This window comes from Actinophytocola oryzae (genome assembly GCF_004364325.1).
Classification (GTDB): Bacteria; Actinomycetota; Actinomycetes; order Mycobacteriales; family Pseudonocardiaceae; genus Actinophytocola; species Actinophytocola oryzae.
In genome coordinates this window covers 61,435-85,798 of sequence record NZ_SOCP01000030.1, presented here as the reverse complement: position 1 = coordinate 85,798, position 24,364 = coordinate 61,435, and the positions used below count along the sequence as shown (strand labels likewise).

Annotated in this window: 25 protein-coding genes; 16 read left to right on the top strand and 9 right to left on the bottom strand. The window is 71.4% G+C overall.

What is annotated here, in order from left to right:
- Positions 1-253 precede the first annotated feature (253 nt).
- Positions 254-2,014: an acetyl/propionyl/methylcrotonyl-CoA carboxylase subunit alpha gene (locus CLV71_RS45270; protein ID WP_424923963.1), complete on the bottom strand. Its 1,761-nt coding sequence runs from the start codon at positions 2,012-2,014 to the stop codon at positions 254-256.
- A 112-nt stretch (positions 2,015-2,126) separates the two neighbouring features.
- Between CLV71_RS45270 and CLV71_RS45265 the strand changes: the two genes are divergently transcribed.
- Positions 2,127-2,840 carry a hypothetical protein gene (locus CLV71_RS45265; protein ID WP_133909153.1) on the top strand — a complete coding sequence of 238 codons (714 nt, stop codon included), beginning with the start codon at positions 2,127-2,129 and terminating at the stop codon, positions 2,838-2,840.
- On the opposite strand, the gene CLV71_RS45260 is transcribed toward CLV71_RS45265, so the two are convergent.
- Positions 2,837-3,445 (bottom strand): Maf family protein, encoded by a 609-nt coding sequence (locus CLV71_RS45260; protein WP_133909152.1) that lies wholly within the window; start codon positions 3,443-3,445, stop codon positions 2,837-2,839. The two genes, CLV71_RS45265 and CLV71_RS45260, sit on opposite strands and share 4 nt — an antisense overlap.
- A 10-nt stretch (positions 3,446-3,455) precedes the next feature.
- Positions 3,456-5,027, bottom strand: coding sequence for a DHA2 family efflux MFS transporter permease subunit (locus CLV71_RS45255; RefSeq protein WP_133909151.1), 1,572 nt, complete (start codon positions 5,025-5,027; stop codon positions 3,456-3,458).
- A gap of 59 nt (positions 5,028-5,086) precedes the next feature.
- On the opposite strand from CLV71_RS45255, the gene CLV71_RS45250 reads away from it, so the two are divergent.
- A complete protein-coding gene (locus CLV71_RS45250; protein WP_133909150.1) occupies positions 5,087-5,377 on the top strand; it encodes a hypothetical protein in 291 nt (96 codons plus the stop codon).
- Here CLV71_RS45250 and CLV71_RS45245 read toward each other — a convergent pair.
- Both CLV71_RS45245 and CLV71_RS45240 read right to left on the bottom strand, forming a co-directional pair.
- Positions 5,374-5,580, bottom strand: coding sequence for an acyl-CoA carboxylase subunit epsilon (locus tag CLV71_RS45245; RefSeq protein WP_133909149.1), 207 nt, complete (start codon positions 5,578-5,580; stop codon positions 5,374-5,376). The two genes, CLV71_RS45250 and CLV71_RS45245, sit on opposite strands and share 4 nt — an antisense overlap.
- Positions 5,581-5,641: 61 nt before the next feature.
- Positions 5,642-7,279 carry an acyl-CoA carboxylase subunit beta gene (locus tag CLV71_RS45240; protein WP_133909148.1) on the bottom strand — a complete coding sequence of 546 codons (1,638 nt, stop codon included), beginning with the start codon at positions 7,277-7,279 and terminating at the stop codon, positions 5,642-5,644.
- Between the two features lie 93 nt (positions 7,280-7,372).
- Here CLV71_RS45240 and CLV71_RS45235 point away from each other — a divergent pair, with 93 nt between their 5' ends.
- The 9 genes from CLV71_RS45235 to CLV71_RS45195 all read left to right on the top strand — a co-directional run bounded on the left by CLV71_RS45235 (position 7,373) and on the right by CLV71_RS45195 (position 14,284).
- Positions 7,373-8,194: a biotin--[acetyl-CoA-carboxylase] ligase gene (locus CLV71_RS45235; RefSeq protein WP_133909147.1), complete on the top strand. Its 822-nt coding sequence runs from the start codon at positions 7,373-7,375 to the stop codon at positions 8,192-8,194.
- A gap of 91 nt (positions 8,195-8,285) precedes the next feature.
- Positions 8,286-8,852 (top strand): PH domain-containing protein, encoded by a 567-nt coding sequence (locus CLV71_RS45230; RefSeq protein ID WP_133909146.1) that lies wholly within the window; start codon positions 8,286-8,288, stop codon positions 8,850-8,852.
- Positions 8,849-9,790 carry a hydroxymethylglutaryl-CoA lyase gene (locus tag CLV71_RS45225; RefSeq protein ID WP_133909145.1) on the top strand — a complete coding sequence of 314 codons (942 nt, stop codon included), beginning with the start codon at positions 8,849-8,851 and terminating at the stop codon, positions 9,788-9,790. Before CLV71_RS45230 ends, CLV71_RS45225 begins: the two co-directional genes overlap by 4 nt.
- Before the next feature lie 2 nt (positions 9,791-9,792).
- Positions 9,793-10,347, top strand: coding sequence for a GNAT family N-acetyltransferase (locus tag CLV71_RS45220; protein WP_243867456.1), 555 nt, complete (start codon positions 9,793-9,795; stop codon positions 10,345-10,347).
- Positions 10,344-10,946 carry an adenosylcobinamide amidohydrolase gene (locus CLV71_RS45215; RefSeq protein ID WP_133909144.1) on the top strand — a complete coding sequence of 201 codons (603 nt, stop codon included), beginning with the start codon at positions 10,344-10,346 and terminating at the stop codon, positions 10,944-10,946. The genes CLV71_RS45220 and CLV71_RS45215 overlap by 4 nt, the downstream gene beginning before the upstream one ends.
- A 77-nt stretch (positions 10,947-11,023) precedes the next feature.
- The gene (locus CLV71_RS45210) at positions 11,024-11,464 is read left to right on the top strand and encodes a YbaB/EbfC family nucleoid-associated protein (RefSeq protein ID WP_243867455.1); all 441 of its coding nucleotides are present in this window, start codon (positions 11,024-11,026) and stop codon (positions 11,462-11,464) included.
- Entirely contained in the window at positions 11,454-11,789 is a 336-nt protein-coding gene (locus CLV71_RS45205; RefSeq protein ID WP_133909142.1) for a WXG100 family type VII secretion target, read from the top strand. The genes CLV71_RS45210 and CLV71_RS45205 overlap by 11 nt, the downstream gene beginning before the upstream one ends.
- Positions 11,790-14,018, top strand: a complete 2,229-nt coding sequence (locus tag CLV71_RS50350) for a TNT domain-containing protein (RefSeq protein ID WP_133909141.1) — start codon at positions 11,790-11,792, stop codon at positions 14,016-14,018. It abuts the gene before it with no gap.
- Complete coding sequence (locus CLV71_RS45195; RefSeq protein ID WP_133909140.1) at positions 14,015-14,284, top strand: hypothetical protein; 270 nt, start codon at positions 14,015-14,017, stop codon at positions 14,282-14,284. The genes CLV71_RS50350 and CLV71_RS45195 overlap by 4 nt, the downstream gene beginning before the upstream one ends.
- Here CLV71_RS45195 and hisN read toward each other — a convergent pair.
- On the bottom strand, positions 14,251-15,036 hold the full coding sequence (hisN, locus tag CLV71_RS45190) for a histidinol-phosphatase (protein WP_133909139.1): 786 nt from the start codon (positions 15,034-15,036) through the stop codon (positions 14,251-14,253). The genes CLV71_RS45195 and hisN overlap by 34 nt on opposite strands.
- 178 nt (positions 15,037-15,214) lie before the next feature.
- On the opposite strand from hisN, the gene CLV71_RS45185 reads away from it, so the two are divergent.
- Both CLV71_RS45185 and CLV71_RS45180 read left to right on the top strand, forming a co-directional pair.
- On the top strand, positions 15,215-15,874 hold the full coding sequence (locus tag CLV71_RS45185) for a response regulator transcription factor (protein ID WP_133909138.1): 660 nt from the start codon (positions 15,215-15,217) through the stop codon (positions 15,872-15,874).
- A 14-nt stretch (positions 15,875-15,888) separates the two neighbouring features.
- Entirely contained in the window at positions 15,889-17,184 is a 1,296-nt protein-coding gene (locus CLV71_RS45180; RefSeq protein WP_133909137.1) for a sensor histidine kinase, read from the top strand.
- Here CLV71_RS45180 and CLV71_RS45175 read toward each other — a convergent pair.
- From CLV71_RS45175 to CLV71_RS45165, 3 genes are read right to left on the bottom strand one after another with little or no spacing between them, the layout of a single operon-like run.
- Positions 17,181-17,735: a GtrA family protein gene (locus CLV71_RS45175; protein ID WP_133909136.1), complete on the bottom strand. Its 555-nt coding sequence runs from the start codon at positions 17,733-17,735 to the stop codon at positions 17,181-17,183. The two genes, CLV71_RS45180 and CLV71_RS45175, sit on opposite strands and share 4 nt — an antisense overlap.
- Positions 17,736-17,772: 37 nt before the next feature.
- Complete coding sequence (locus CLV71_RS45170) at positions 17,773-18,333, bottom strand: GtrA family protein (RefSeq protein WP_133909135.1); 561 nt, start codon at positions 18,331-18,333, stop codon at positions 17,773-17,775.
- A gap of 39 nt (positions 18,334-18,372) precedes the next feature.
- Positions 18,373-20,610, bottom strand: a complete 2,238-nt coding sequence (locus tag CLV71_RS45165) for a sigma-70 family RNA polymerase sigma factor (RefSeq protein WP_208298052.1) — start codon at positions 20,608-20,610, stop codon at positions 18,373-18,375.
- Positions 20,611-20,849: 239 nt separating this feature from the next.
- Between CLV71_RS45165 and CLV71_RS45160 the strand changes: the two genes are divergently transcribed.
- The 3 genes from CLV71_RS45160 to CLV71_RS45150 all read left to right on the top strand — a co-directional run bounded on the left by CLV71_RS45160 (position 20,850) and on the right by CLV71_RS45150 (position 24,361).
- Complete coding sequence (locus tag CLV71_RS45160) at positions 20,850-21,674, top strand: GGDEF domain-containing protein (protein ID WP_208298051.1); 825 nt, start codon at positions 20,850-20,852, stop codon at positions 21,672-21,674.
- Between the two features lie 211 nt (positions 21,675-21,885).
- The gene (locus CLV71_RS45155; protein WP_424923964.1) at positions 21,886-23,157 is read left to right on the top strand and encodes a glycosyltransferase 87 family protein; all 1,272 of its coding nucleotides are present in this window, start codon (positions 21,886-21,888) and stop codon (positions 23,155-23,157) included.
- A gap of 10 nt (positions 23,158-23,167) precedes the next feature.
- Positions 23,168-24,361 (top strand): 5-(carboxyamino)imidazole ribonucleotide synthase, encoded by a 1,194-nt coding sequence (locus CLV71_RS45150; RefSeq protein ID WP_133909132.1) that lies wholly within the window; start codon positions 23,168-23,170, stop codon positions 24,359-24,361.
- Positions 24,362-24,364 lie beyond the last annotated feature (3 nt).

Sequence of the window (24,364 nt, the reverse complement as noted above, 5' to 3'; positions counted from 1 at the left end):
CCCTGGGCTCGCTTCGCTCGCGCAGGGACTTCCGTGCTCGTCAGTCCAGACGCCGGCGGCCCGCTCACGGTGTTGGTTTGGCTCGCTCCGCTCGCTGGTGAGCGGGCCTTCATCCGGCGTCTTCCCTCCTGCGCGCGGAAGTCCCTGGGCTCGTTCCTCGCGCAGGGACTTCCGTGCTCGTCAGTCCAGACACCGGCGGCCCGCTCACGGTGTTGCGGGGTTGCACGGTCTGTTTGCTCGTCCGAGCTGGGTCTCAGTCCTTCAGCTCACACAGGACGCTGCCCTGCGTGACGGTTTCGCCCGTGGACACCGTCAGGCCGGTCACCGTTCCTGCCTTGTGGGCGGTCACCGGGTTCTCCATCTTCATGGCCTCCAGCACCACGATGAGGTCACCCGCCGCGACCGTCTGGCCGTCCTCCACCGCGATCTTGACGATCGTGCCCTGCATGGGTGCGGACACCGCGTCGCCGGAGGCGGCGGTCGCCTTGGCGCCCGCGCGCTTGCGGGGCTTCGCCGCTGCCGCCTTCGGGGCCGCGGTGCCGACGGCGAGGCCACCCGGCAGTGACACCTCCAGCCGCCTGCCGCCCACCTCGACCACGACGCTCTGGCGCTCCTCGGCCTCGGGCAGGTCCTCGCTCGCCGTGAACGGCTCGATGGTGTTGTCGAACTCCGTCTCGATCCAGCGGGTGTGCACGCTGAACGACTTTCCGTCACCGACGTAGGCCGGGTCGCGCACGATCACGCGGTGGAACGGGAGCACGGTCGCCATGCCGTCGACGACCATCTCGTCCAGCGCACGCCGTGACCGCTCCAGGGCCTCCTCCCTGGTGGCGCCGGAGATGATCACCTTGGCCAGCAGCGAGTCGAACTGCCCGCCGATGACCGTGCCCGACTCGACGCCGGTGTCCACCCGCACACCGGGACCGTCCGGCGGCACGAACGTGGTGACCACGCCCGGCGCCGGCAGGAAACCACGGCCCGCGTCCTCGCCGTTGATCCGGAACTCGATCGAGTGGCCCCGGGGCTCCGGGTCCGACGTGAACCGCAGCTTCTCGCCCGCCGCGATGCGGAACTGCTCGCGCACCAGGTCGATACCCGCCGTCTCCTCGGACACCGGGTGCTCGACCTGCAGCCGCGTGTTGACCTCGAGGAAGGAGATCGTGCCGTCCTTGCCGACCAGGTACTCGACCGTGCCCGCACCGGAGTAGCCGGCCTCCTTGCAGATGGCCTTGGCCGACTCGTGGATCGACGAGCGCTGCACCTCGGTCAGGAACGGCGCCGGGGCCTCCTCGACCAGCTTCTGGTGGCGGCGCTGCAGCGAGCAGTCGCGTGTGCCGACCACGATGACGTTGCCGTGCAGGTCGGCGATGACCTGCGCCTCGACGTGCCTGGGCTGGTCGAGGTAGCGCTCGACGAAGCACTCGCCCCGCCCGAACGCCGCGACCGCCTCGCGGACCGCCGAGTCGAACAGCTCGGGGATCTCCTCGACCGTGCGTGCCACCTTGAGCCCGCGCCCGCCGCCGCCGAACGCCGCCTTGATCGCCACCGGCAGCCCGTGCTCCTCGGCGAACGCGATGATCTCCTGCGGCCCGTCGACCGGCTCCTTGGTGCCGGGCACCAGCGGCGCGCCCGCACGGGTCGCGATGTGCCGGGCGGTGACCTTGTCGCCGAGGTCGCGGATGGCCTGCGGACCGGGGCCGATCCAGGTGAGGCCCGCGTCGATGACTGCCTGGGCGAACTCGGCGTTCTCCGAGAGGAAGCCGTAGCCGGGGTGCACCGCGTCGGCACCGGCACGGGCCGCCACGTCCAACAGCTTCTCGATGTTCAGGTAGCTCTCGGCCGCCGTGGCACCGCCGAGCGCGAACGCCTCGTCGGCGTGCCGGACGAACATCGCGTCCCGGTCGGGGTCGGCGTACACGGCGACACTCGACAGGCCGGCGTCCTTGCACGCGCGGATCACCCGTACTGCGATCTCGCCCCGGTTGGCGACCAGGACCTTGCTGAGCTGGGGCACGCCCACACTCCCCCTTACACGAGGCGGCAGACTGTCGTTGTCTGGGAAGTCTACGGACCCTGCGGGAGCATGGAGCCTGAGAGCAAGCTCACGGGACTGACGGGGGTAGGCCATGGCAAGGGTGGGGCGGCCGTGGGCCGTCGTGATCACCGCGGCGGCGTGTGCGCTGGTCGCGGCGGGTGCGCTGGCGGTCGCGGCGTCGCTGCGGGACCGCGACGCGGCGGCGTCGGACGCGACGACGACCACAGCGTCGACGCCGGGCGGCGGGGCAGGCGTCGACGGCTGCCTGGTCCAGCCGTGCCAGGTGCTCGCGACCACGAACGTCGGCGGCACCCAGGTCGAGCTCGTCGCCGACAACGGCAACATGTCGGGCAGGCTCCGCATCGGCGGCGCGGGCTCCAGCGACGTCGTCGAGGCGACGATCACCAGCATGGGCGCCCAGCTCGGACCCGAGTCGCTGCAGTGCGTGCCCGGCACGCTCGCCGCGTGCCTGTTACGTGGCGAGTCCCCCGACGGCATCGTGGGGCAGATCGTGGTCGGCCGGTCCACCAAGTGGAACGAGCTGGCCCAGTCGTTCCAGTCCGACGCGGGCTACCTCGCCCTCGCCGAGGTGACGCCGGACACGGGCGCGGAGATCCTCGTGGCCCAGCACCGCTGCGACCGCGGCGCAGGCGACGACTGCTCGAGGACCCCGGTGTTCGTGCGGGTCTACAACCTGCGCAGCCAGGACCTCGGCTGCACGAGGAACTACGACGACCTCGAGTCGCTTCCCGGTTGGCCCGTCGTCGCGGTGGACCGCGACAACCTGCTGAACCCGTGCCCCTAACGCCAGAGGTCGACCACGGAGACGCCCACGTGACGCAGCAGGCGCCGGGTCAGCGGCAGGCTGATGCCGATCACGCTGGACGGGTCGCCGTCGACGCCCTCGACGAACCAGCCGCCGTAGCCGTCGAGGGTGAACCCGCCCGCGACGCCGAGCGGCTCGCCCGTCGCCAGGTAGGCCTCGAGCTCCTCCTCGGCGGGTGACCCGAACCGGATCGTCGTGCTGACGGTCCCGGTCACGGCCGTCTCCACCGCCCCCTCACGTACGCGCAGCACGGCGTGCCCGGTGAGCAGCGCGCCCGTGCTGCCCGCCATCCGCTGCCACCGCTCGCGGGCCAGCTCCACCTTGCCCGGCTTGCCCGCCAGCTCGCCGCCGTGGAAGAGCATCGAGTCGCAGCCGACGACCACCGCGTCGTCGTGGTCGGCCGCGACGGTCCTGGCCTTCGCCTCGGCGAGCGCGGTGACCGTGTCCTCCGGCCCGGAGCCCTCCGGTAGCGAGGCGACGATCGCGTCCTCGTCCACTCCGGACACCTGGACGACCGGCTCGATACCGGCACCACGGAGGACCATCAGGCGGGCTGGTGACTGCGAGGCGAGCACGAACTGCACGTGGCGGACTCTAGGACACTCGATCTCGCGTGCGGACCCGGATGCCCGTCGCCGCGACGATGCCGAGGATCAGTACCGCGATCGGCAGCATGAGGCTGGCCTTCGCGGCGACCGTGAAGCCGTTGTGGAACACCTCGGTGACGATCCGCCTGACGAGACCCGCCACGTTCGGGTCGAGGCCGCTGGGCACGGGCGGGCTGGTCGTGTCGAACTGGCTCGGCGTGTTCGCCGCCTCGGTGACCCGCTGGACGAACTCCTCGCGGTAGCGCACGGGCAGCCGCTCCGCGTACGCACGCGCGGCGTCCGGCACCGCGAACGCGACCCCGAGCTGCAGCACGAGCCCGGTCGCCGCGCTGCCGAGCACGCCGCCGACCTGCCTGGCCGTGTTGTAGACCCCCGAGGCCGCCCCGGCCAGGTCCGGCGGCATCCCGGCCGTCGCGGCGGTGGTCAGCGGCGAGAACACGAACCCGATGCCGAGCCCCGCGACCGCGAGCCCCGGCACGAGCGTCGCGGGGTCGGTGTCCGGCGCGGCCTGGTAGACGAGCACGCCGACGGCGGCGGCGAGGGTGGCGAACCCGGCGATGATCAGCGTGCGGGCGCCGAGCCGGTGCCAGAGCGTTCCGGACACCGTGGACGCGATCGCGGCCGTGACCGCCATGGGCAGGGCGAGCAGCGACGAGGCCAGCGCGGACAGCCCGAGGACGGTCTGCACGTAGAGGACCAGCGGCAGGAACATGCCGGTCATCGCGAAGCCCATGGCCGCGTGCGCGAGGTTGGCGTAGGTGAAGGTCGAGTCGCGGAACAGCTCGTTGGGCACGAGCGGCTCCCTGGCCCTGACGGTGACCTGCCGGTACACGAACACGGCCAGCAGCAGGACCCCCACGATCAGCACGTGGACGATGGTGAGCGAGCCGAACACCGGTCCCCAGTGGTAGTGCTGGCCGTTCTGCACGCCGAACACGAGCGCGAGCAGGCCCAGCGCGCACAGTGCCGTCCCGACGGGGTCGAACCGCAGCGCTCGCCTCGGCTGCCAGTTGGGCAGTGCCGCGACGGCGATCACGAGGCTGACGACCCCGATCGGGATGTTGACCAGGAAGATCCACTGCCACCCGACGTTCTCGACGAGCAGTCCGCCGAGGACCGGTCCGGCCAGGGTGGCGACCCCGGCGACGGACCCCCAGATGGAGATCGGCAGGCCACGCTTCTCCGGCGGGAACAGCCTCGTGATGAACGACAGCGTCTGGGGCGTCATGAGCGCGGCGCCGAGCCCCTGGAGGGTGCGTGCGGCGATCAGCTCGCCCGCCGTCTGGGCGAGCCCTGACCAGGTCGAGGCCGCGGTGAAGGCGACGAGCCCCGCGACGAGGACGGTCTTGGGCCCGAACCGGTCGCCCAGCCGGCCCGTGATCAGCAGCGGAACGGTGTTGGCCAGCAGGTAGACGCTGTTCACCCACACGACCTCGTTGAGGTTCGCGTCGAGGTCGGTGAGCATGGTCGGGATGGCGACGGTGACGATCGTCGAGTCGAGCATGATCATGAAGAAGCACGCGCAGAGCGCCCACATGGCTGTCCAGGGGCTCCGCATGTGGAGCAGTGTGTCAGGCGGACTTGTCGGGCGAGGCCGCCGGTAGCGAGGATATGCGCATGCGGCACTCTGACCGCGCGGTGCAGATGCCCACCAGCGCAAGCGGCAACCGGTTGTGCCGGCACAGCATCACCGGCGGCTGCTCCCGCTGGTGCTCCTACAAGAAGTTCGCCAAGGTGATGGCGGGCACGATCCTGCTGCTGGCCGCGCTCGGCACCGCGCTGTGGTTCGCGGGCAGCGACGATGACCGCGCCCGTGTCCGCGACGTGGCCTACGGCATGGGCCTCTACCTGGTGGTCGTGGTCCCCGGCATCCTGATCCTCAACAACCGCGAGCGGGAGCCCGACTAGCGCGGCAGGCCCGACGCACGCCACGCGCCGGGACCGTGCGCGAGCGGCTCACGCACCTGTACACGCCGGTCCGACCACGCCGACGGCCGCTCCGGAGGCGGCTCCTCACCGGCGCCCAGCGTCGTCACCACCGCCACGAGAGCGGCCAGTTCCTCGTCCGAAGGGTCACCTCGGACGATCCGCAGGTGGGGTCGCTCACTCATGCCGCCTCCTCGCCCGCTGCGAGGCGGCCTGAACGTCGAGGACTCGCTCCGCAAGCTCCGCTCATAGCGGGATGTTCCCATGCTTCTTGGGCGGCAGGCTCTCCCTCTTGTCACGCAGCAGGCGCAGGGCCCTCGCGACGTGCCCGCGTGTGTGCGAAGGCGGGACGACCGCGTCGACGTAGCCGCGCTCCGCGGCCTGGTACGGGTTGCACAGCGTGTCCTCGTACTCCTGCTGCAGCCGGGCCCGCAGTGCGTCGACGTCCTCGCCGTCCTCGACGGCCCTGGCCAGCGTCTTGCGGTGCACGATGTTCGCCGCGCCCTGGGCACCCATGACGGCGATCTGGGCGGTCGGCCACGCCAGGTTCATGTCCGCGCCGAGGTGCTTGGAGCCCATGACGTCGTACGCGCCGCCGTAGGCCTTGCGGGTGATCACGGTGACCTTCGGGACGGTCGCCTCGGCGTAGGCGTAGATCAGCTTCGCGCCGCGCCGGATGATGCCGTTCCACTCCTGGTCGGTGCCCGGCAGGAAGCCCGGCACGTCGACGAAGGTCAGCACGGGCACGTTGAACGCGTCGCAGGTACGCACGAACCGCGCGGCCTTCTCCGACGCGTCGATGTCGAGGCAGCCCGCGAACTGCGTGGGCTGGTTCGCGACGATCCCGACGGCGTGGCCCTCGACGCGGCCGAACCCGCACAGGATGTTCGGCGCGAACATGGCGTGCACCTCGAGGAACTCGCCGTCGTCGAGCACGCGCGTGACGACCTCGTGCATGTCGTAGGGCTGGTTCGGCGAGTCCGGGATCAGCGTGTCCAGCTCGAGGTCGGTCCCCGAGACGCCCTCCGCGACCGAGCCGTCCTCGACGAACCCGGGGAACACCGGCGGGTCCGACATGTTGTTCGACGGCAGGTAGGAGAGCAGCTCCTTGACGTAGGCGATCGCGTCGTCCTCGTCCGCGCCCATGTAGTGCGCGTTGCCGGACTTCGTGTTGTGCGCCCGCGCGCCGCCCAGCTCCTCGAAACCGACGTCCTCGCCCGTGACCGTCTTGATCACGTCGGGGCCGGTGATGAACATGTGCGAGGTCTGGTCGACCATCACGACGAAGTCGGTGAGCGCGGGGGAGTACACGTGACCGCCCGCGTTCGCGCCCATGATCAGCGAGATCTGCGGGATCACCCCGGACGCACGCGTGTTGCGCATGAAGATCTCGCCGTAGAGGCCGAGCGAGACCACGCCCTCCTGGATGCGTGCGCCGCCGCCCTCGTTGATGCCGATGATCGGCCTGCCGGTCTTCACCGCGAGGTCCATGACCTTGACGATCTTCTCGCCGTACACCTCGCCGAGCGCGCCGCCGAACACCGTGACGTCCTGGCTGAACACGCACACCGGACGGCCGTCGACGGTGCCGTGCCCGGCCACCACGCCGTCGCCGTACGGGCGGTTCTTCTCCAGGCCGAAGTTCGTGGACCGGTGCCGCGCCAGCTCGTCCAGCTCCACGAACGAGCCGGGGTCGAGCAGCATGTCGATGCGCTCGCGGGCGGTCTTCTTGCCCTTCGCGTGCTGCTTCTCGACGGCCCGCGCCGACCCGGCGTGCACGGCCTCCTCGCTGCGCCGGTACAGGTCGGCGAGCTTGCCCGCGGTCGTGTGGATGTCCGTCTCGCCGCTGGGCACCTGGCCCAAGGACTCGGTCGCACTGCTCATGCCGACTCCTCGCTCGCTTCGCAAGCTCCGCTCATGGTGGTGAACCTCCCGCTCGGCAGCCTAGTCACGGCCCGTTCCCGGTAAGTTCCTCCTGTGACCGACAACAAACTGGACGTGCTGGTCCTCCGTGAGCAGCTCGTCACGCCCAACGGTCCCTACGCGGCACTGGACGTGGTGGACTCGACCGGGTCCACCAACGCCGACCTGATGGCCGCGGCCCGTGACGGTGCCGTCGACCGGACGGTGCTCGTCGCCGAGGAGCAGACCGAGGGCCGGGGCAGAAGGTCACGCACGTGGTCGTCGCCCCCGGGGTCGGGCGTCTACCTGTCGGTGCTCATCCGCCCGACCACCGTGCCCGCCGACCGCCTCGGCACGCTCGCCATGGTCGCGGGCCTCGCCCTCATGCACGCCGCCCGCGAGACCGCGGGCATCGAGGCGTCCCTCAAGTGGCCGAACGACCTGCTCGTCGGCGAGGGCCGCGCCAAGGCCGCCGGGGTGCTGTCCGAGGTCGCGCAGGACCAGGCGACCGTCGTCGGCGTCGGCCTGAACGTCACCTCGCTGCCCGACGACGCCGAACCGGGTGTCGGCGGCCTCCCCGCCGGGTCGTTCGCCGACGCGGGCGCGAAGAACGTCGACCGCACGGAGATCGCCGCGAGCTTCCTGCGCGCCTTCGCCGAGTTCGAGGCCTCCTGGCGGCTGAACGACGGCGACATCGCCCGATCGGGTGTCCTGGCTGGTTACCGAGAGGCATGCGGCACCCTCGGCCGAAGTGTCCGCGCCGAGCTTCCCGGCGGCGAGTCCGTCAGCGGCGAGGCGGTGGACGTCGACGAGGACGGCCGGCTGGTGATCGAGCTCGACGACGGCACCAGGACGTCGGTGACGGCGGGCGACGTCGTGCACCTCAGGGCGGACTGAGACGTCTTCGCGGGTCAGCCCCCGCGGAGGCGGCCTACGCCGGTACGGTTGTCGCGACACGATTGACAGGCGTTTTACCCGGGAGGACGCCGTGGCTTACCCAGATGACCTGCTCAGTGCGGGCGAAAGCGTCATCATCCACAAGCATTCGCACTGGAAGATGCTGCTCGTCCCCTACATCGTCCTGCTCGTGACGCTGGGGGTTGGCATCTGGCTGGCGATCCTCGTCAAGGACGAGTCGTGGAGCATGGTCGGCTTCATCGCCATCGGGGCGGTCGCGCTGATCGTCCTGATCTGGCTGTTCTTCATCCCGTTCGTTCGCTGGCGCACCACACACTTCGTGGTGACCACCGACCGGGTGATGGCGAAGGAGGGTGTGGTCAAGACGACCGGCATCACCATCCCGCTCGCCAGCATCAGCAGCGTCCGGTTCGAGCACGGCCTCATCGACCGGATCTTCGGCTGCGGCACGCTGATCATCGAGTCGTCCGCGCAGGAGCCGCTGGAGTTCGACGACATCCCGACGGTCGAGAAGGTGCACACGCTCCTCTACCGCGAGATCAACGACAACCCGCACGACGACTACATCCAGCAGCCCCAGGGTGGCTACGACCAGACGCAGCCGTACCCGCAGCAGGGCGACCAGCGACGCCGGTGACGGTGCGCGAACTCGGCCTGCCGGTCACGGCAACCGCTCCCGGCCTCCCGGATCGAGTGACGATCTGGGAGGTCGGGCCGCGTGACGGCCTGCAGAACGAGGACACGGTCGTACCGGTCGACGTGAAGCTGGAGTTCATCGACCGGCTCGCCGACGCCGGCCTCACGACGATCGAGGCCACCAGCTTCGTTCACCCGAAGTGGGTTCCCCAGCTGGCCGACGCCGAGGACCTGCTGGCCCGACTGTCCACACGCGACGGTGTCGCGTATCCGGTCCTGGTGCCGAACGAACGCGGTCTGGACCGGGCGCTCGCGGCCGGGATCAGGCACATCGCGATCTTCGCGAGTGCCACGGAGACCTTCGCCAACCGCAACCTCAACCGAACCCGCGACTCGCAGCTGACCATGTTCGAGCCGGTCGTCACACGTGCGGTCGCCGAGGGCCTCGACGTCCGCGGCTACGTCTCCATGTCCTTCGGCGACCCGTGGGAGGGCGCCGTCGACCCGGCCGCGGTCGTGTCCGTCGGCAGGCGCCTGCTCGACATGGGGATCTCCCAGCTGTCGCTCGGCGACACGATCGGCGTCGCCACCGCGGGCCAGGTCTCGGCCCTGCTCGGGGCTTTCGCCGAGGCGGGCACGTCGGTGGACCACCTGGCCGTGCACTTCCACGACACCTACGGCCAGGCCCTCACCAACACGCTCGAGGCGCTGCGGCACGGTGTGACCACAGTGGACTCGTCGGCGGGCGGCCTCGGCGGCTGCCCCTACGCGGAGTCCGCCACCGGCAACCTCGCCACCGAGGACCTCGTGTGGTTGCTCGACGGCCTCGGCGTCTCGACCGGCGTCGACCTGGACTCCCTCGCCGACACGAGCGCGTGGATGGCCGAGCGGCTCGGCCGCCCCAGCCCGTCCCGCGTGGTGCGCGCACTGCGGGGCTGACCGTGGAGATCGTCGAGCTGACCGCCGACACGTGGCCGTCACTGGAGAAGTTGTTCAGCGCCAACAAGACCGTCGGCGGCTGCTGGTGCTGCTGGTACCTGCGCCCCCGCGCGGAGGCCGACGCGGGCTGGGGTGAGGGCAACAGGGACTTCCTCCACGCACGGGTGGACGAGAAGGCCCCGCTTGGCCTGCTGGCGATCGAGGACGGCGAGCCGCTCGGCTGGGTCGCCGTCGCACCCCGCCCGGCCTACCCGCGCCTGGCGACGTCGCGGATCACCCGATCCGACGCTGGCCCGGAGACGTGGTCGGTGACCTGCTTCTTCGTGCACAGGAACGCCCGTCGCCGAGGTCTGACCAGGTTGCTGCTCGACGCGGCCGTCGACTACGCCCGAGAGCGAGGCGCCCGTGCGGTCGAGGGCCACCCGGTGGACACCGAGGGCGAGAAACGTGCGTCCGGCGACCTCTACCACGGCACGCTCACGACGTTCCTGTCCTCGGGCTTCGAGCTGCTCGAGCGACGCGGCACCCGCCGCGCACTGGTGCGGCGCGAGCTGTGACACCCGAGCTGGCGGAGGTCGACGGCAGACCGGTCCTGGTGTGGCGGCTGTCCTCCCCGTGGCTGGCGGTGTCCTCCTCGGTGCTCGGCGGCGGTCTCGGTGAGCGGCACTGGGTCCTGAACGCCACGGTCGAGTACGGCTACACGCGCCTCGACCCCGACCGGCACCTCGCCGAGATCGCCTCCTCCCTCGGGTTGACGGGCGAGGGCATCGGCCTGCTCACGGCGGTCGACGTCCGCGAGGTCGTGCACCGCGCCGACGAGGGCGTGCACGTGTCGGTGACCACCGGGATCGGCGGCTACCCGACGTGGGCCGCCGGTCCGGCCGCGGTGTCCGAGAAGGCAGGCACGATCAACACCGTCTGCTGGCTGCCCCGCCGCCTGTCGCCCGCGGCACTCGTGAACGCGGTGGCGACGGTCGCGGAGGCGAAGGCCCAGGCCCTGCTCGAGTCCGGCATCGCGGGCACCGGCACCCCGACGGACGCCGTGGCGCTGCTGTGCCCGCCGGTCGGCGAGGCGGAGCCCTTCGGCGGGCCACGTTCACCCGTCGGTGGCCCGTTGGCCCGCGCGGTGTGGTCCGCGATCCGGGCCGGGCTGTAGAGAATCTCACTGGAACCGAGGGATCGGACCGCGCGTCCAACGCGGGACCAATGCCGTCCCCAGCGGAGGTGGCCGTGGTGGCTGAGCACAGAGCCCAGGTCGAGGACCTGATCGCGGGCTACCGGCGGAGCAGGGAACAGCTGGGGGCCGTGCAGCGCCGCCTCGCGGCGGTCCGCGAGACGATGACCAGCGATGACGGCCTGGTCGCCGTGACGGTGTCGTCGTCGGGTGCCCTGCTGGGGCTGGAGATCGCCGAGGCCGCGTACCGCGCGCTGCGCCCTGCTGAGCTGGCGGCGCTGATCGTCCGCACTACCGCGGACGCGACGGCGAAGGTTACGCGTGTGGCTGGCGAGGTACTCGCTCCCGTACTCCCCTCGGACACCGACCCGGACGCCCTCCTGCGGGGGACGGCGGACCTGTCGGCCGCGGAGCTGGCCCCGCCGCCCGCTGTCGAACCGGAGGAGACGTTCGAGGACAGGACCTGGATGCAGTCGGGGAGCACACGCGATGCACGCTGACGCTTACGAGGCAGACGGTTACGAGGTCGACGCGGAGACGCTGGCCACCAGAGCGACCCAGTTCGAGCCCCTGTCGGGCAGGCTGACGAAGATCCACCAGACCCTGGCGGACGCGCTGTCCACGGGCGGGGCGTGCTGGGGCGGCGACGCGGTGGGCCAGAGCTTCGCGTCCGTCCACACCGGCCCCGCCGACGACGCACTGACCCGCCTGTCGGGCCTGCCCGGCAGGCTGACCACGGTGAGCACCCGCCTGACCGATACCGCCAACACCTACCGCGCGGGCGAGGACTCGGCGACCGAGCACGTGAAGGCCGCGGAGCAGTAGATGGGCATCGAGCTGCCGCCGGAGCTGGCGGAGGTCGCCGCCCAGACGGGCGTGGCCTGGCCGGAGGCCGACGAGGAGGCCATGGCCGAGCAGGCCCAGGCCTGGCGCGACACGGCGACGAGCATGTCCACCCTGGCAACGGACGCCGACACCACAGCCGACGGTGCCCTGTCCACCATGTCCGGCGAGACGGCGACAGCGGCGTCGACGGAGTGGAAGTCCTTCGTGGAACCGGACTCCGGCCACCTGACCTCGGTCGTGAAGGACGCCAACGCGGCAGCCGACCGCCTGGAACACGCGGCAAACCAGATCGGCGCGGCGAAGGTGGAGATCGTCCGCAACCTGGTCGGCCTGGCACAGAACCAGGACGCCGCCCACGCCGCGGCGATGGCTGGTCACCCGACCGCCCTGGCAGGCCTGAACACGGCGGTCAACGGCACCGCGGCGAACCTGGCCCACATCGAGAACCAGCTGGTCACGGCGGTACGCCCGGCGTCGGGCGTGGACATCGCCTCGGTCCAGAACCCGGTCAACGCCAATCCCGGGCACCACCTGCCGCCGGGGGTGGCGGCAGATGCGGTGAACGCCTCCCAGACTCTGGCGGACACAGCCCACCAGACACTGGGCACGCACGGCTTTGCGGCGGCCCCCTTGCTGCCGGGCATCACCACCGGCGCCACCGACGTCCTCCCACACGCCGCGAGCACGGTCACCGGCACGATGGATCACACCACGGGCGCCGGCCCGGTCGGCCAGTTGCCCGGCACGGGTGGCCCAGCCGACCTCCTTCATCGCGCCACGAGCACAGTGGCTGGGACCGTCGACCACACCACGGGTGCGGTGGCCGGTCCGGTTGGCCAGGTGCCTGGCGGGGATGGTCCGGCTGATCTCCTTCACCACGCCACCAACGCGGTGCCTGGGATCGTCGACCAGGCCACGGGTGGCCAGGTGCCCGGTGTGGGCAACGCCGCCGATCTCCTCCACAACACCACCGGCACCGTCGCGGACACGGCCGACCACCTTCCGGGCGTCGTCAACCACGCCACCGATACCGTCGGCAGCCTCCCCAGCGACCACGGCCCGGCCAACCTCCCCGGCGCAGGTCCCGACTCCCACAGCGGCCCCAACCCCGCCCTGCCACCGGCCGACCCGGAGATCACCGGCCCCGTCCCGGCCCACGACTTCCCAGGCCACGACGCCCCCACCCCACCAACGGGCCAGACCGTCCAGGCAGGCTTCGCAGGCACCCCCGCGGCGGCCTCGGTAGCACCCGTCAACCTCCCCCCAGCCGCCCCACCACCACTGAACCAGCCCGCACCGACATTCGGCGGCCCCCCAGCACCAGCCGGCCCTCCGCCCTTCACAGCGACACCCGCCCCCGCCTCCCCACCGGTAATCGGCACCGCCCCACCCCGCCCAACCCACTTCGCCCCGGCCACGCAGCTCCCCGCCGACCGCCCCCAGGACCCGCCACCCCCACGCAGGCAACTGGCAGGCCCACCCGGCGCCCCACCCCCCGCACGAGGCGAACGCAACGAGGTCCTGGCCGCCTTCTGGATCCACATGTTCCCGATCGGCCACCTCCCCGTCGCCTCCTACCGCCCCGCCCGCCAGCTCCCACCACCCCCCGAGGAACTCGACTACGCCGCGGGCCTGCGTTTCGAACCGGCCGATCACCCCCAGTTCGACCTGGTCGACACGGCCCCACGCCTCGCCGAGCTGAAAGCCGGGACCACCCCCGTCACCCCGAGCGTCGGCCTGACGGCGGACCACCCCAAGGTCGCGGCCCTCCTCGAGACCCACGACCCCCTTGGCAACACCAACGAACGCGACTGGGACCGCCGCTACCTCGTCCGCCTCGGCAGCGTCACCGCCCACGGCATCAGCCCGGAAGGCCTCGAGCACAACTGGCCGACCAGCGAGCAGTACCCCGAGGGCGGCAGCGCGGAAGGCGAACCCGAGGTCCTCGAACCGGGCACCGTCATCGACCGCTTCGGCAGCCCACTGGGCCGCGTCTTCGCCGAGGACGGCACCCCCTTCCCGCAGCGCTCCCTACCGCCGGCCCACAAGGACACCGGCTACTACCGCTACCGGGTCACCAACCCGCTCCCCGTGTGGCGCGCCGTCTCGGCGGCGTGGTTCGGCCAGCCCGGTGGCGGCGTCCGCTACCGCACGACCCACTCGGCAGCCGAACTGGTCGCCCTCGGGTACCTGGAGGAGATCGCATGAACGCCGAGTCCATCATCGAGTGGCTGGCGGCCGTCGGCGTGCCCGCCGAGGTCGTGTCGGTCGGTGCGGAGGCCGACAACGCCTGGTGCCTCGTCCGCGACGACATCCCCGACGAGGACGGCAACTTCGCCTGGGAGGTCTTCTGGCGCGAGCAGGGCAACCGCTACGACTGGGCCCGCTTCACCAACGAGCAGGTCGCCTGCCACTACCTCTTCGGCCGCCTCACCTGGGCTCAGGTCGTCCGTGGCGCGCTGACCCCCGCCTGAAGCACCGACAGCGCCGCGTCGTGCACCAACCCGTTCGACGCGAGCGCGCTGCCGAAGTCGAACCCGGGCCGCCCGGACAGGTCGGTGAACCGCCCGCCGGCCTCGGTCACCACGACCTGCACGGCCGCCAGGTCCCACGCGTTGGCGATCGGCTCCGCCGCCAGGTCGAGCGACCCCTCCGCGACGAGCACGTGCTGCCAGAAGTCCCCGAACGCCCGCGTCTCCCAGCAGGCGTCCACGAGCCCCAGGTACGCCTCCCGCGAGTGGTACGTCGACCACGAACCCAGGTCGGTGGTCGACAGGTAGGCGTCCTCGAGGGACGCGATCCCGGACACCCGCAGCCGCCGCTCCCCGAGCCAGGCGCCGCCACCCGCCGACGCACACCACCGTCGTGGCATCGCGGGCGAGCTGACCACCCCCACCACCGGCACGCCGCCGTCGACCAGCGCGATCAGTGTCGCCCACACGGGGTTCCCCCGGAGGAAGTTCTTGGTGCCGTCGATCGGGTCGACCACCCACGTCCGCCCGTCGCCGACCGAGCCGCCCCGCTCCTCGCCGAGTACGTCGTCCTCCGGCCGCAGCTCGGCCAGGATCTCGCGCACCGTGTCCTCGACGGCGGTGTCGGCGTCGGTCACCGGCGACCGGTCCGGCTTGCGGTCGACGACCAGGTCAGCGGCCAGGAACCGGCTCATGGTGATCTCGTCGGCGGCGTCGGCGAGCCGCAGGGCGACGGCGAGGTCGGCATCATGCATGCGGCGATGCTGCCATGAGGACGTCGGCGGGCCGCGTCCGAACCGGCAAGCTGAGGACTTGATGTGAATACCCAAGGGGGCCAAAACGTCGTTTCCGGCCTGGACCAGGGCCTACCCCGCAAACACCCCTCGGACCGTCCGAGCTGATCTCACCGCCCGCGAGGCATAGTCTGACGGTGTGAGTGTGGTGCTGCTGGCCGAGGACGACGCGGCGATAGCCGACCCGCTGTCCCGTGCCTTGAACCGCGAGGGCTACGAGGTCCAGGTGGTCGCCGACGGACACCGTGCCTTCGAGACCGCCAACGGCGGCGGTGTCGACCTGCTCGTCCTCGACCTCGGCCTGCCGGGGATCGACGGGCTGGACGTGTGCAGGCGCCTGCGTGCGGCCGGCCGGGGCATCCCCGTTCTGATGCTGACCGCCCGCGCGGACGAGGTCGACTTCGTCGTCGGCCTGGACGCGGGCGCGGACGACTACGTCGCCAAGCCGTTCCGCCTGGCGGAGCTGCTCGCGCGCATCCGTGCGCTCCTCCGCCGCCAGGCGCCGGGCACCATCGAGGTCAACGGCGTGAAGATGGACCTGGCCGCGCGCCAGGTCATCGTCGACGGCGACGAGGTCACGCTCGCGAACAAGGAGTTCGAGCTGCTCCGCGTGCTCATCCAACGGGCGGGCCAGGTGGTCACCCGCGAGGAGATCCTGGACGAGGTGTGGGGCGGGCCCGAGCTGCGCACGAGCAAGACGCTGGACATGCACATGTCGTGGCTGCGCCGCAAGGTCGGCCAGGGCGGCTCCCGCATCGCGACCGTCCGCGGGGTCGGCTTCCGCTTCAACACGGACTGAGAACCGGACTAGACGTGCGCCGTCGCATCCTCCTGGCCATCCTGATGGCCGTCACGGTGACCGCGTGCGCCCTGGGCATCCCGCTCGGCTTCTCCGCCACCGCGGTCGTCGAGAGCCTGACCAGGGAGGAGCTTGGCGCGAGAGCCCGCCAGATCGCCGCGACCCTGGACGACGAGGTGGCCAACGACCGCGACATCGACCTGGAGCAGGTGGAGCTGGGCGTCCCGACGGGCGGTCACCTGCTGGTGACGCTGCCCGACTCCGAGGAGCGGTTCGAGTTCGGTGCCAACCTGCAGGGCGAGACGGTGACCGAGGAGGTCCCGATCGTCCAGCACGGCACGGTGCGCCTGTCCATCGACGCGGGCCCGATGCGCACCACCCAGACGCAGGTCGCCCTGCTGGTGGTCCTGGTGGTCATCGCGGCGATCGGCGGTGGCACCGCGGTGGCCACGGTGACGGCCCGCCGCCTGGCGCGCCCGCTTCGCCACGTCGCGGACCGCGCGTCGAGGCTGGGGGCGGGTGACTTCCGCCTGGACCGGACCCGTTACGACGTGGAGGAGCTGGACTCGGTGGCGGAGGCCCTGGACGCCTCGGCCACGGCACTGGCACAGCTGGTGCAGCGTGAGCGGGAGCTGGTCGGCGACGTCTCCCACCAGCTGCGCAGCCGCCTGACCTCGCTGCAGCTGCGCATCGAGGAGCTGACGGTCGTCCCGGACAAGGAGGTGGCCAGCGAGGCCCAGGCAGCGCTGGAGCAGGCGGAACGCCTCGCGGACGTCCTCGACGACCTGATGGCCGCTGCCCGCGAGGCGAGATCGGCAGGCGCGATGCCGGTCGACCTGGCCGCCGAGCTGCCTGGCATCGCCGACGAGTGGCGGGCGCCGCTGCGGGCGGTGGGCCGTTCGCTGAAGGTGAGGATCGAGGCGGGTCTGTACGCGAAGGTGTCACCCGGCCGCTTGCGCGAGGTGATCGGCGTCCTGCTGGACAACGCGCTCCGGCACGGCAGCGGCACGGTGACCCTGGCGGCCCGCGAGGGTGTCGCGGCGAGCGGCGGCGAGACGGTGGTCATCGAGGTGGCCGACATGGGTCCCGGTGTCCCGGACGAGCTGGCCGAACACGTCTTCGAACGGGGCGTCTCCGGTGGCGGCTCGACGGGCCTCGGCCTGGCACTGGCACGAGCGCTGATCGACTCGGACGGCGGCCGCCTGGAGCTGTCGGTGAAGCGGCCCGCGACGTTCACGGTGTTCCTGCCGGTCCCCCGAGCGGGTGACGTCCAGGGTGTCCGCTGGCCCGCGGAACGCTCGCCGCGCTAGGCGTGTCCCAGCTCCTCCGCCGGGTCGTCCACCGGGGCGAGTGAGCGGCCTCTGCTGCGCTTCTGCCCGAGTTCGTCGGGGAAGACCCAGCGCTTGAAGGCCCAGTAGCGGAAGAACATCGCCAGCAGCATGCCGATGATCGAGCCGCTCGTGAAGTCGGCGACCTCCTGGACGAGCCGCGACACGTGCGGCTCCTCCAGGTTCAGCCAGTACCGCGACACGTAGAGGGGCAGCGAGTTCAGCGCCACGCCGATGCCGCTGAACAGGAAGAACAGCGCGGCCTCGTGGTGTCGTTCGCGGCCGCCCCTGGTGCGGAACGACCACTCCCGGTTGAGCACGTACGACACGATCGTGGCCACGATGATCGCGATGATCTTGGCGGTGACCGGCTTCTCCTCCAGCACCGTCAGCTTCAGCAGGTACCAGATGCCGTTGTCGATGACGAACGTCGTGCCGCCCACGATGGCGAACTTGAGCAGCTCACGGTGCCTGATCAGCACCTTCCGCAACGGCTCCGGCACCCATGACAGCACCGACTCGACGACGGTCACGAGCGCAGTCTACGGAGCGCGACGTCGTCACGTGGGATTATGCGGCTTCGTCGTCCTCGCCCAACCGGACCAAACGGGCGCCGCGCCTGCCGACGCGCACGACGCGTGGTCGGGCGTCCGACTGTGGGAACACCCATTTGCGGAACGCCCACCAGCGGAAGACCATCGCGAGCAGGGTGCCGAGGATGATGCCGCTCGCGAAGTCCGCGATCTCCTGCGCGAGGAGGGTGACGTGAGGCACCTCGAGCATGAACACGTAGCGTGACAGGAACAGCGGCGCGGAGTTGAGTGCCACACCGATACCACTGATCAAGAAGAACAACGCGGCCTCGTGCTGCCGCTCGCGTCCACCGCGCGTGCGGAACGACCACTCCCGGTTCAGCACGTACGACACGATCGTGGCGATGATGACCGCGATGGCCAGCGCTGTAACGGGGTTGTCGTTGAGGATCGTGAACTTCAGGCCGTAGTTCACGACGTTGGTCACGACGAAACAGACAATCCCGACGACCGCGAACTTCAGCAGTTCCTTGTGCTTGACGAGCTTGTCCCGCACCGGCTTCGGCAGCCGTGCCAGTACGCGGTAGAGCAAGGTCATGGCGCCCGAGTGTAGCCACGCGCCGTGACCGCCCGACCGTCAGCCGCCCAGCAGCCACCCGAACAGGCCGCCGAGCACACCCGTCGGCGGCTCCGAACTGGGCGGCGGTGTCGTCGTTGTGGGAGGTGGTGACGACGGTCCCGGCTCCTGTGTCCTCGGCGGTGTGGTCGTGGTCACGGGCGGCTCCGGCGACCGCGACGGCGGCGGCTCCACCGGCTCGGTGGTGGCGGTGTCCGACGGCGGCACGGACGGCTTCTCGGGAGGGGCGCTCGGCGGCGTGCTCGGCGTCGGCTCGGGGGTCGTCGGGTCCGGCTTCGTCGGCCACAGGGACTCCCAGAGCGTGACCGTCGTGCTGTCCGTCGCCTTGCCGAGTGTCGCCGTGATGTGGACCTGACCCCGGTTCGGTGACCGTCCCAACCACCAGTCGACGGCGACCTCCCACTCGATGTCGAGGCTCTCGCCCGGCGCGAGCTCCGCCGTGGTGACACACGTCGTGGTGTCGCCGGTCGTGCACGTGAGCTGCTGCGACGACCACAGCTTCCTCGCGGGCCGGTCGAGCACCACCGTCACCGGTCGTGAGCTGGTACCCGAGTTGGTGACCGTCGCGTTCACCACCGGGCGAACCCACTGCCCGAACAACCCCGTCCAGTCGGCGTCGGCCCTGACCTGGACGCCGTCCGTCACCTCCGGCGGCGACACGTTCACCTGAACGGTGAGGCTGACCCGCATGGCCGAGCCTGCCGACACGGTGCCGGTGATCGGCCCACCCAGGGCGCCGTCCAACGCCAGCAACCGGAACAGCAACGTCACGCTCTCGCCTGGCGCGAGACCGGCCTCACTCGAACAGGCGACGCTGACGGCGCCCCCCGGGCAGTTGACCGTGTCCGCCCTCGCACCGTCGAGTGACAGCAGCCGGGGAGCGGCGAGCCCGTCGACCGGCAGGGCGACCACCCCCGGCGGCAGGCTCAGCGCCGCCGTGACCGGCTCGGACGTGGTGCCTCCCGAGTTCCGGACGGTCACCGGCAGGTCCCCGGGCGGGCCACCCGCGACCAGCGACAACGGCGTGTTCGGCCCGCTCGCGTGGAGCATGACCGGCGTCGCCGCGGCCGGAGGAGGAGTCTCCGGCGGTGGAGTCTGCGCGGGCGGGGCCTGCGTCTGCGGCGCGGGCTCCTCCGGCTGCTGGGTCGCGGGCGGCTCCTGCGGCGCGGGCTCCCTGGGCGGCTCCTGCGGCGGGGCCGGCGGCGCGACCGGACTCGGCGGTTGCTGCTGCTGGGTCGGCGTCGGCGCGGCTGCGGGGATCTCGGGCGGCGCGCCACCGGCCGTGAGTCCGACGACGACCGCGGCGGCCAGCGCCATGCCCGACGCCGCCAGGCCGAGGAACTGGCGTGGTGCGGCCGCGGCGGCTCCTGCGGCGGAACCTGCCACGCCGCCCGCCACACCACCGGCGATGGTCGCCGCGGTCGGCGCCGCACCGGCCGAGGCCAGGTAGCCGACGGCCGCGGCCCCCAGCACGACGGGGGCGACGAACGTACGCATCGCGCCGTTGACGTCGGCCAGCTCACCGGCCAGCGCGCGGCAGCGCTCACACGTGTCGAGGTGCGCCTCGACCTGGGCCTTCTCCCGCTTCGCCAGACCGCCCCTCGTCCACGCGCCGAGCTTGTCGGCGGCCGCGCGGCAGTGCCGGTCGCTCGTCTCGGCGAGGTGGACCTGCAGGTAGGCCTGCCGTAGACCCTCGCGGGCACGGTAGGCGAGCGCGGACACGCCGTTGGCCGTCAGGCCGAGGATCGGCCCGACCTCGGCAGGCGACTGTCCCTCGACCTCGGTGTGCCAGAGGACGGCCTGCCAGCGTTCCGGCAGTCGCGCAAACGCTTGCGCGGCGAGCGACCGCTCCAGTCCGGCGACGGCCGGGTCGTCGAACTCCTCGCTGACCGCGGCCATGGACACCCCGGAGACCGTCGAGACGTCGTCGGAGAGCTCGACCTTCCGCTCGCGGCGGGTCCGGTCGTACGCGGTATGGCGCAGGGCGGTCAGTAGGTACGCACGAAAGGCTGAATCTGGCCCGCGTCCGCCACGGAGAGTGTCCAAAACCTTGGCGAAGGCCTCCGAGACGAGGTCGTCGGCCTCTGCGGGTGAACGGGCCAGCTGGCGGGCGAGGTTGTACGCCGAGGCGACGTGCCGCTCGTACAGGCTCCCGTAGGCGGAGACCGTGCCCTTGCGGACGGCTTCGATCAGCTCGGCGTCATTCGGCCCATCGACGTCGGCCCGAACAGTGGCCACGATCCTCCCTCGCACTCGCGCATCTGCCCCCGGAGACCTCGGCATTCGCTGCCGGCCCCCTTCAGACGTACTCCCGCGCCCAGTGTGACGGATCGTCGCGACACAGGCACCATCCGCTCACCGGAATGCCCCGACGGGGCACGCCGAGAAGAGAGAATTCGCTCGAATGGCGTCACGGTTACATCCGGCGCGCGTTTCACATTCGAACGCAATCGCCGGAGGGACAGACGACAGTGACGGTGCGTGAAGCTGATCCGCGCCCCCGTGGCGACGCGGGCGGTGCCGGTCACGAGCTTCGTGTGCTCCGGTCCCGGTGGCGCACGGCGAGCATCGCGGCCGGTTGGCGCTTCCCCAGCGACTGGGGCGTGCCCGAGGTCGACGCGGTGTGCATGTCCGCGATCCGCCGCGGCGACATGACCGGTGAGCTGGCGGGACTCGGCCGGGCCCGTGCCCAGGCGGGAGCGGGCCTCGACGAGACGCTGACGGACCTGGCCGCACTGCACGCCGTCCTCACCACGGACGTCCACGACGGCCTGATCGCGACGGACCCGGACGCACCGCCGACGCGGCTCGTGCGTGCGGCGGCCCTGGCCTGGGCCGACGCGTCCTGCGGCGACCTGCGCAGCGCCGAGGCCACGGACAACCTGACCAACATGACCACGCAGGCCTACCTGCGCACCCGCGTCGGCGAGGTGTACCGGCAGGCGGCCCGGATGAACATGTCGGCGACACAGACCCACGCGCTGCTCGTGGTGACCCTCGACCTGTCCTCGGTCAGCGGCTGGCCGAGGCTGATGGCGATGGTCCTGGTGGCGGACGCCCTCCGCGAGGTCTTCGACGGCGGCGAGAGCATCGCCCTGCTGGGCCCCTCCGTGGCGGCGGTGCTGTCGGAACGCGGCCAGGACTTCGGCGACCGCGCGCTGAGCGCTGGCTGGCTGATCACCGAACGTCTGAAGGTCGACCCCCAGCTGGCGCCGACCGGCCGCCCTGTCCTCCGCCTGGAACGCCTTCCCGCGACGCAGGAGGAGGCCCGCGACCTGCTGCAGTCGATCGGCAGGGCCTGAAGACCCCTGTCCTGGTGCAACTCCCGGACCCGCGTGAACATCCCGCACACAGCGCGGGTCACCCGCAGCAGGCCAGGACGAGTCGCGGTTTCGTGCGCTCGCGAGGGATGCACGAAACCGCGACTCGGAATACCTCTCACCCGCTGTCCCGGACGCGCTCCGCACCGGTTCCGGGACTGTCGGTGTGGCGTGGTTTGCTCTTCGCGTGCGTGTGGTCGCCCCTGTCGTCCCTCCCGCCCAGCCCTGGCTCCGTGAGTCGCTGCGGCGGCTGTTCGCGCGCCCAGCAATAGTGGCGGCGCTCCTGGCCGTGCCGGTGGCCGTCCTGGTGGGCGGGATCGTGTGCTGGGTCATCGACTGGCGGCTGGGCGTCGACAGCGCGGTCTACCGGTCCGGGGCCATCGCCCTGCTCACCGGCGAGCCCCTCTACGACAGCGACTTCCTCAGCTCAGAGCCCCCGTGGGCCCGCCTGCCCTTCACCTACCCGCCGACCGGCGCCCTTCTCTTCGTCCCGCTCGCCCTGTTCGCCACCCAGATCTCCTGGGGCGTTCTCGGCGCGCTCTCCGTCCTCGCACTCGCCCTCGTCGTGCGGACCGCCATCCAGAGCCTGCCCACCCGCCCGACGTGGATGACACCCGCGCGTACCACCGTGATCGTCACGGTGCTCGCGCTCGGGCTGGAGCCGGTCTGGCGGACGCTGTTCCTCGGGCAGATCAACCTCATCCTGATGGCGCTCGTGGTCGTCGACGTCCTCGTCCTCGGCCGGTCCAGGTACCTCGGCGGCGTGCTCGTCGGGGTCGCCGCGGCGGTCAAGCTCACGCCGCTGATCTTCGTGCCGCACCTGTGGCTCGTCGGGCGCAGGGCGGACGCCGTCCGGGCCGTGGTGACGTTCGCGGTCCTGCAGGCGCTGATCTTCGTGATCATCCCGCACGACTTCCGGCAGTTCTGGAGCGTCGCGGTCACCAACCCCGAGCGCACCGGGCCCACCTTCTGGGCGGGCAACCAGTCGCTCAACGGCCTCATGCTGCGCCTCACCGACCTCGCGCCGTGGGCGCTCGGCGCGGCGATCGCCGTGGGGCTGCTGCTCGCCGTGCCCGCCGTGTTCCTCGTGCGCCGGTACCACCTGGCCGGGCAGCCGCTCACCGCGCTGCTGGTCACGGCGTTCTTCGGGGTCCTGCTCAGCCCGGTCAGCTGGTCGCACCACTACGTCTGGGTCGTGCCGTTGGTCGTCCTGCTGCTGTCGCGCCTGCCAGACCGATTACCCGAGGGCTGGGCGCGAGTTCGCGACCTGTCGGGGATCGGCGCGGTCGTGCTGGTCTTCGCCAGCTGTGTGCTGCTCATCATGCGGACCTCCGACCCCAACCGGCTGGCTGGCGAGAAGCCCGAGCTGGAGTGGACGCCGCCGGAGGTGCTGCTCGGCAGCGCGTACCTGCTGGTCCCGCTCGTCGCGGGCGTCCTGGTACTGACCAGGATGCGTCGTCGGTAAGTTGACCTGCGTGGACACTCGTACCGGCTTGCCGACGGTCGGCATGGTTGGCGGCGGGCAGCTCGCCCGCATGACCCACCAGGCCGCGATCGCGCTCGGCCAGTCCCTGCACGTGCTCGCCGTGTCGCCAGACGACCCGGCCGCGCTCGTGTCGCCGAACATCACGCTCGGCTCGCACACCGACCTCGACGCGCTCGCGGCGTTCGCCAAGGGCTGTGACGTGCTCACGTTCGACCACGAGCACGTACCGGGCGAACACCTGCGGAAGCTCGTCGACCAGGGCGTCAACGTGCGTCCCGGTCCCGACGCGCTCCTGCACGCCCAGGACAAGCTGGTCATGCGTCGCAAGCTCGCGGAGCTCGGCCTGCCGATCCCGCCCTTCGCGCAGGTCGAGAGCGTCGACGACGTGGTCGTGTTCGCGGAGGAACACGGCTGGCCGTGCGTGCTGAAGGCGGCGCGCGGCGGCTACGACGGCCGTGGTGTCTGGATGCTCAACGGGGCGGACAGCGCGGGCGAGCTCGTGCCGCGCCTGCTCGAGTGGGGCACGCCCCTGCTCGTGGAGGAACGCGTCGCCATGCGCAGGGAGCTGGCCGCACTCGTGGCCAGGTCCCCGTTCGGGCAGGGCGGCGTGTGGCCGGTGGTGGAGACCGTCCAGTCCAACGGCATCTGCGTGGAGGTACTGGCACCCGCGCCGGACATGACACCGGAGGACGCCGAGGTCGCCCACGAGCTGGCGCTGCGGATCGCGTCGGAGCTGGACGTGGTCGGCGTGCTGGCGGTCGAGCTGTTCGACACCGAGCACGGCCTGGTGATCAACGAGCTGGCGATGCGCCCGCACAACTCGGGCCACTGGACCATCGAGGGTGCCCGCACGTCCCAGTTCGAGCAGCACCTGCGCGCGGTCCTCGACTACCCGCTGGGTGCGACGGACGTGGTGGCCCCGGCGGTGGTGATGGCCAACGTGCTCGGCGCCTCCGAGCCGCCGTCGATGAGCCCGGACGAGCGCCTGCACCACCTGCTGGCCAGGTTCCGTGACGCGCATGTGCACTACTACGGCAAGCAGGAGCGCCCAGGCCGCAAGATCGGCCACGTGACGATGCTCGGCCCGACGATGGCCGACGTACGCGAACGGGCCAAGCTGGCCGCGCACTGGCTGTCGCACGCCGAGTGGCGTGACGGATACGACATCCACGGTGGGAGCTGACAT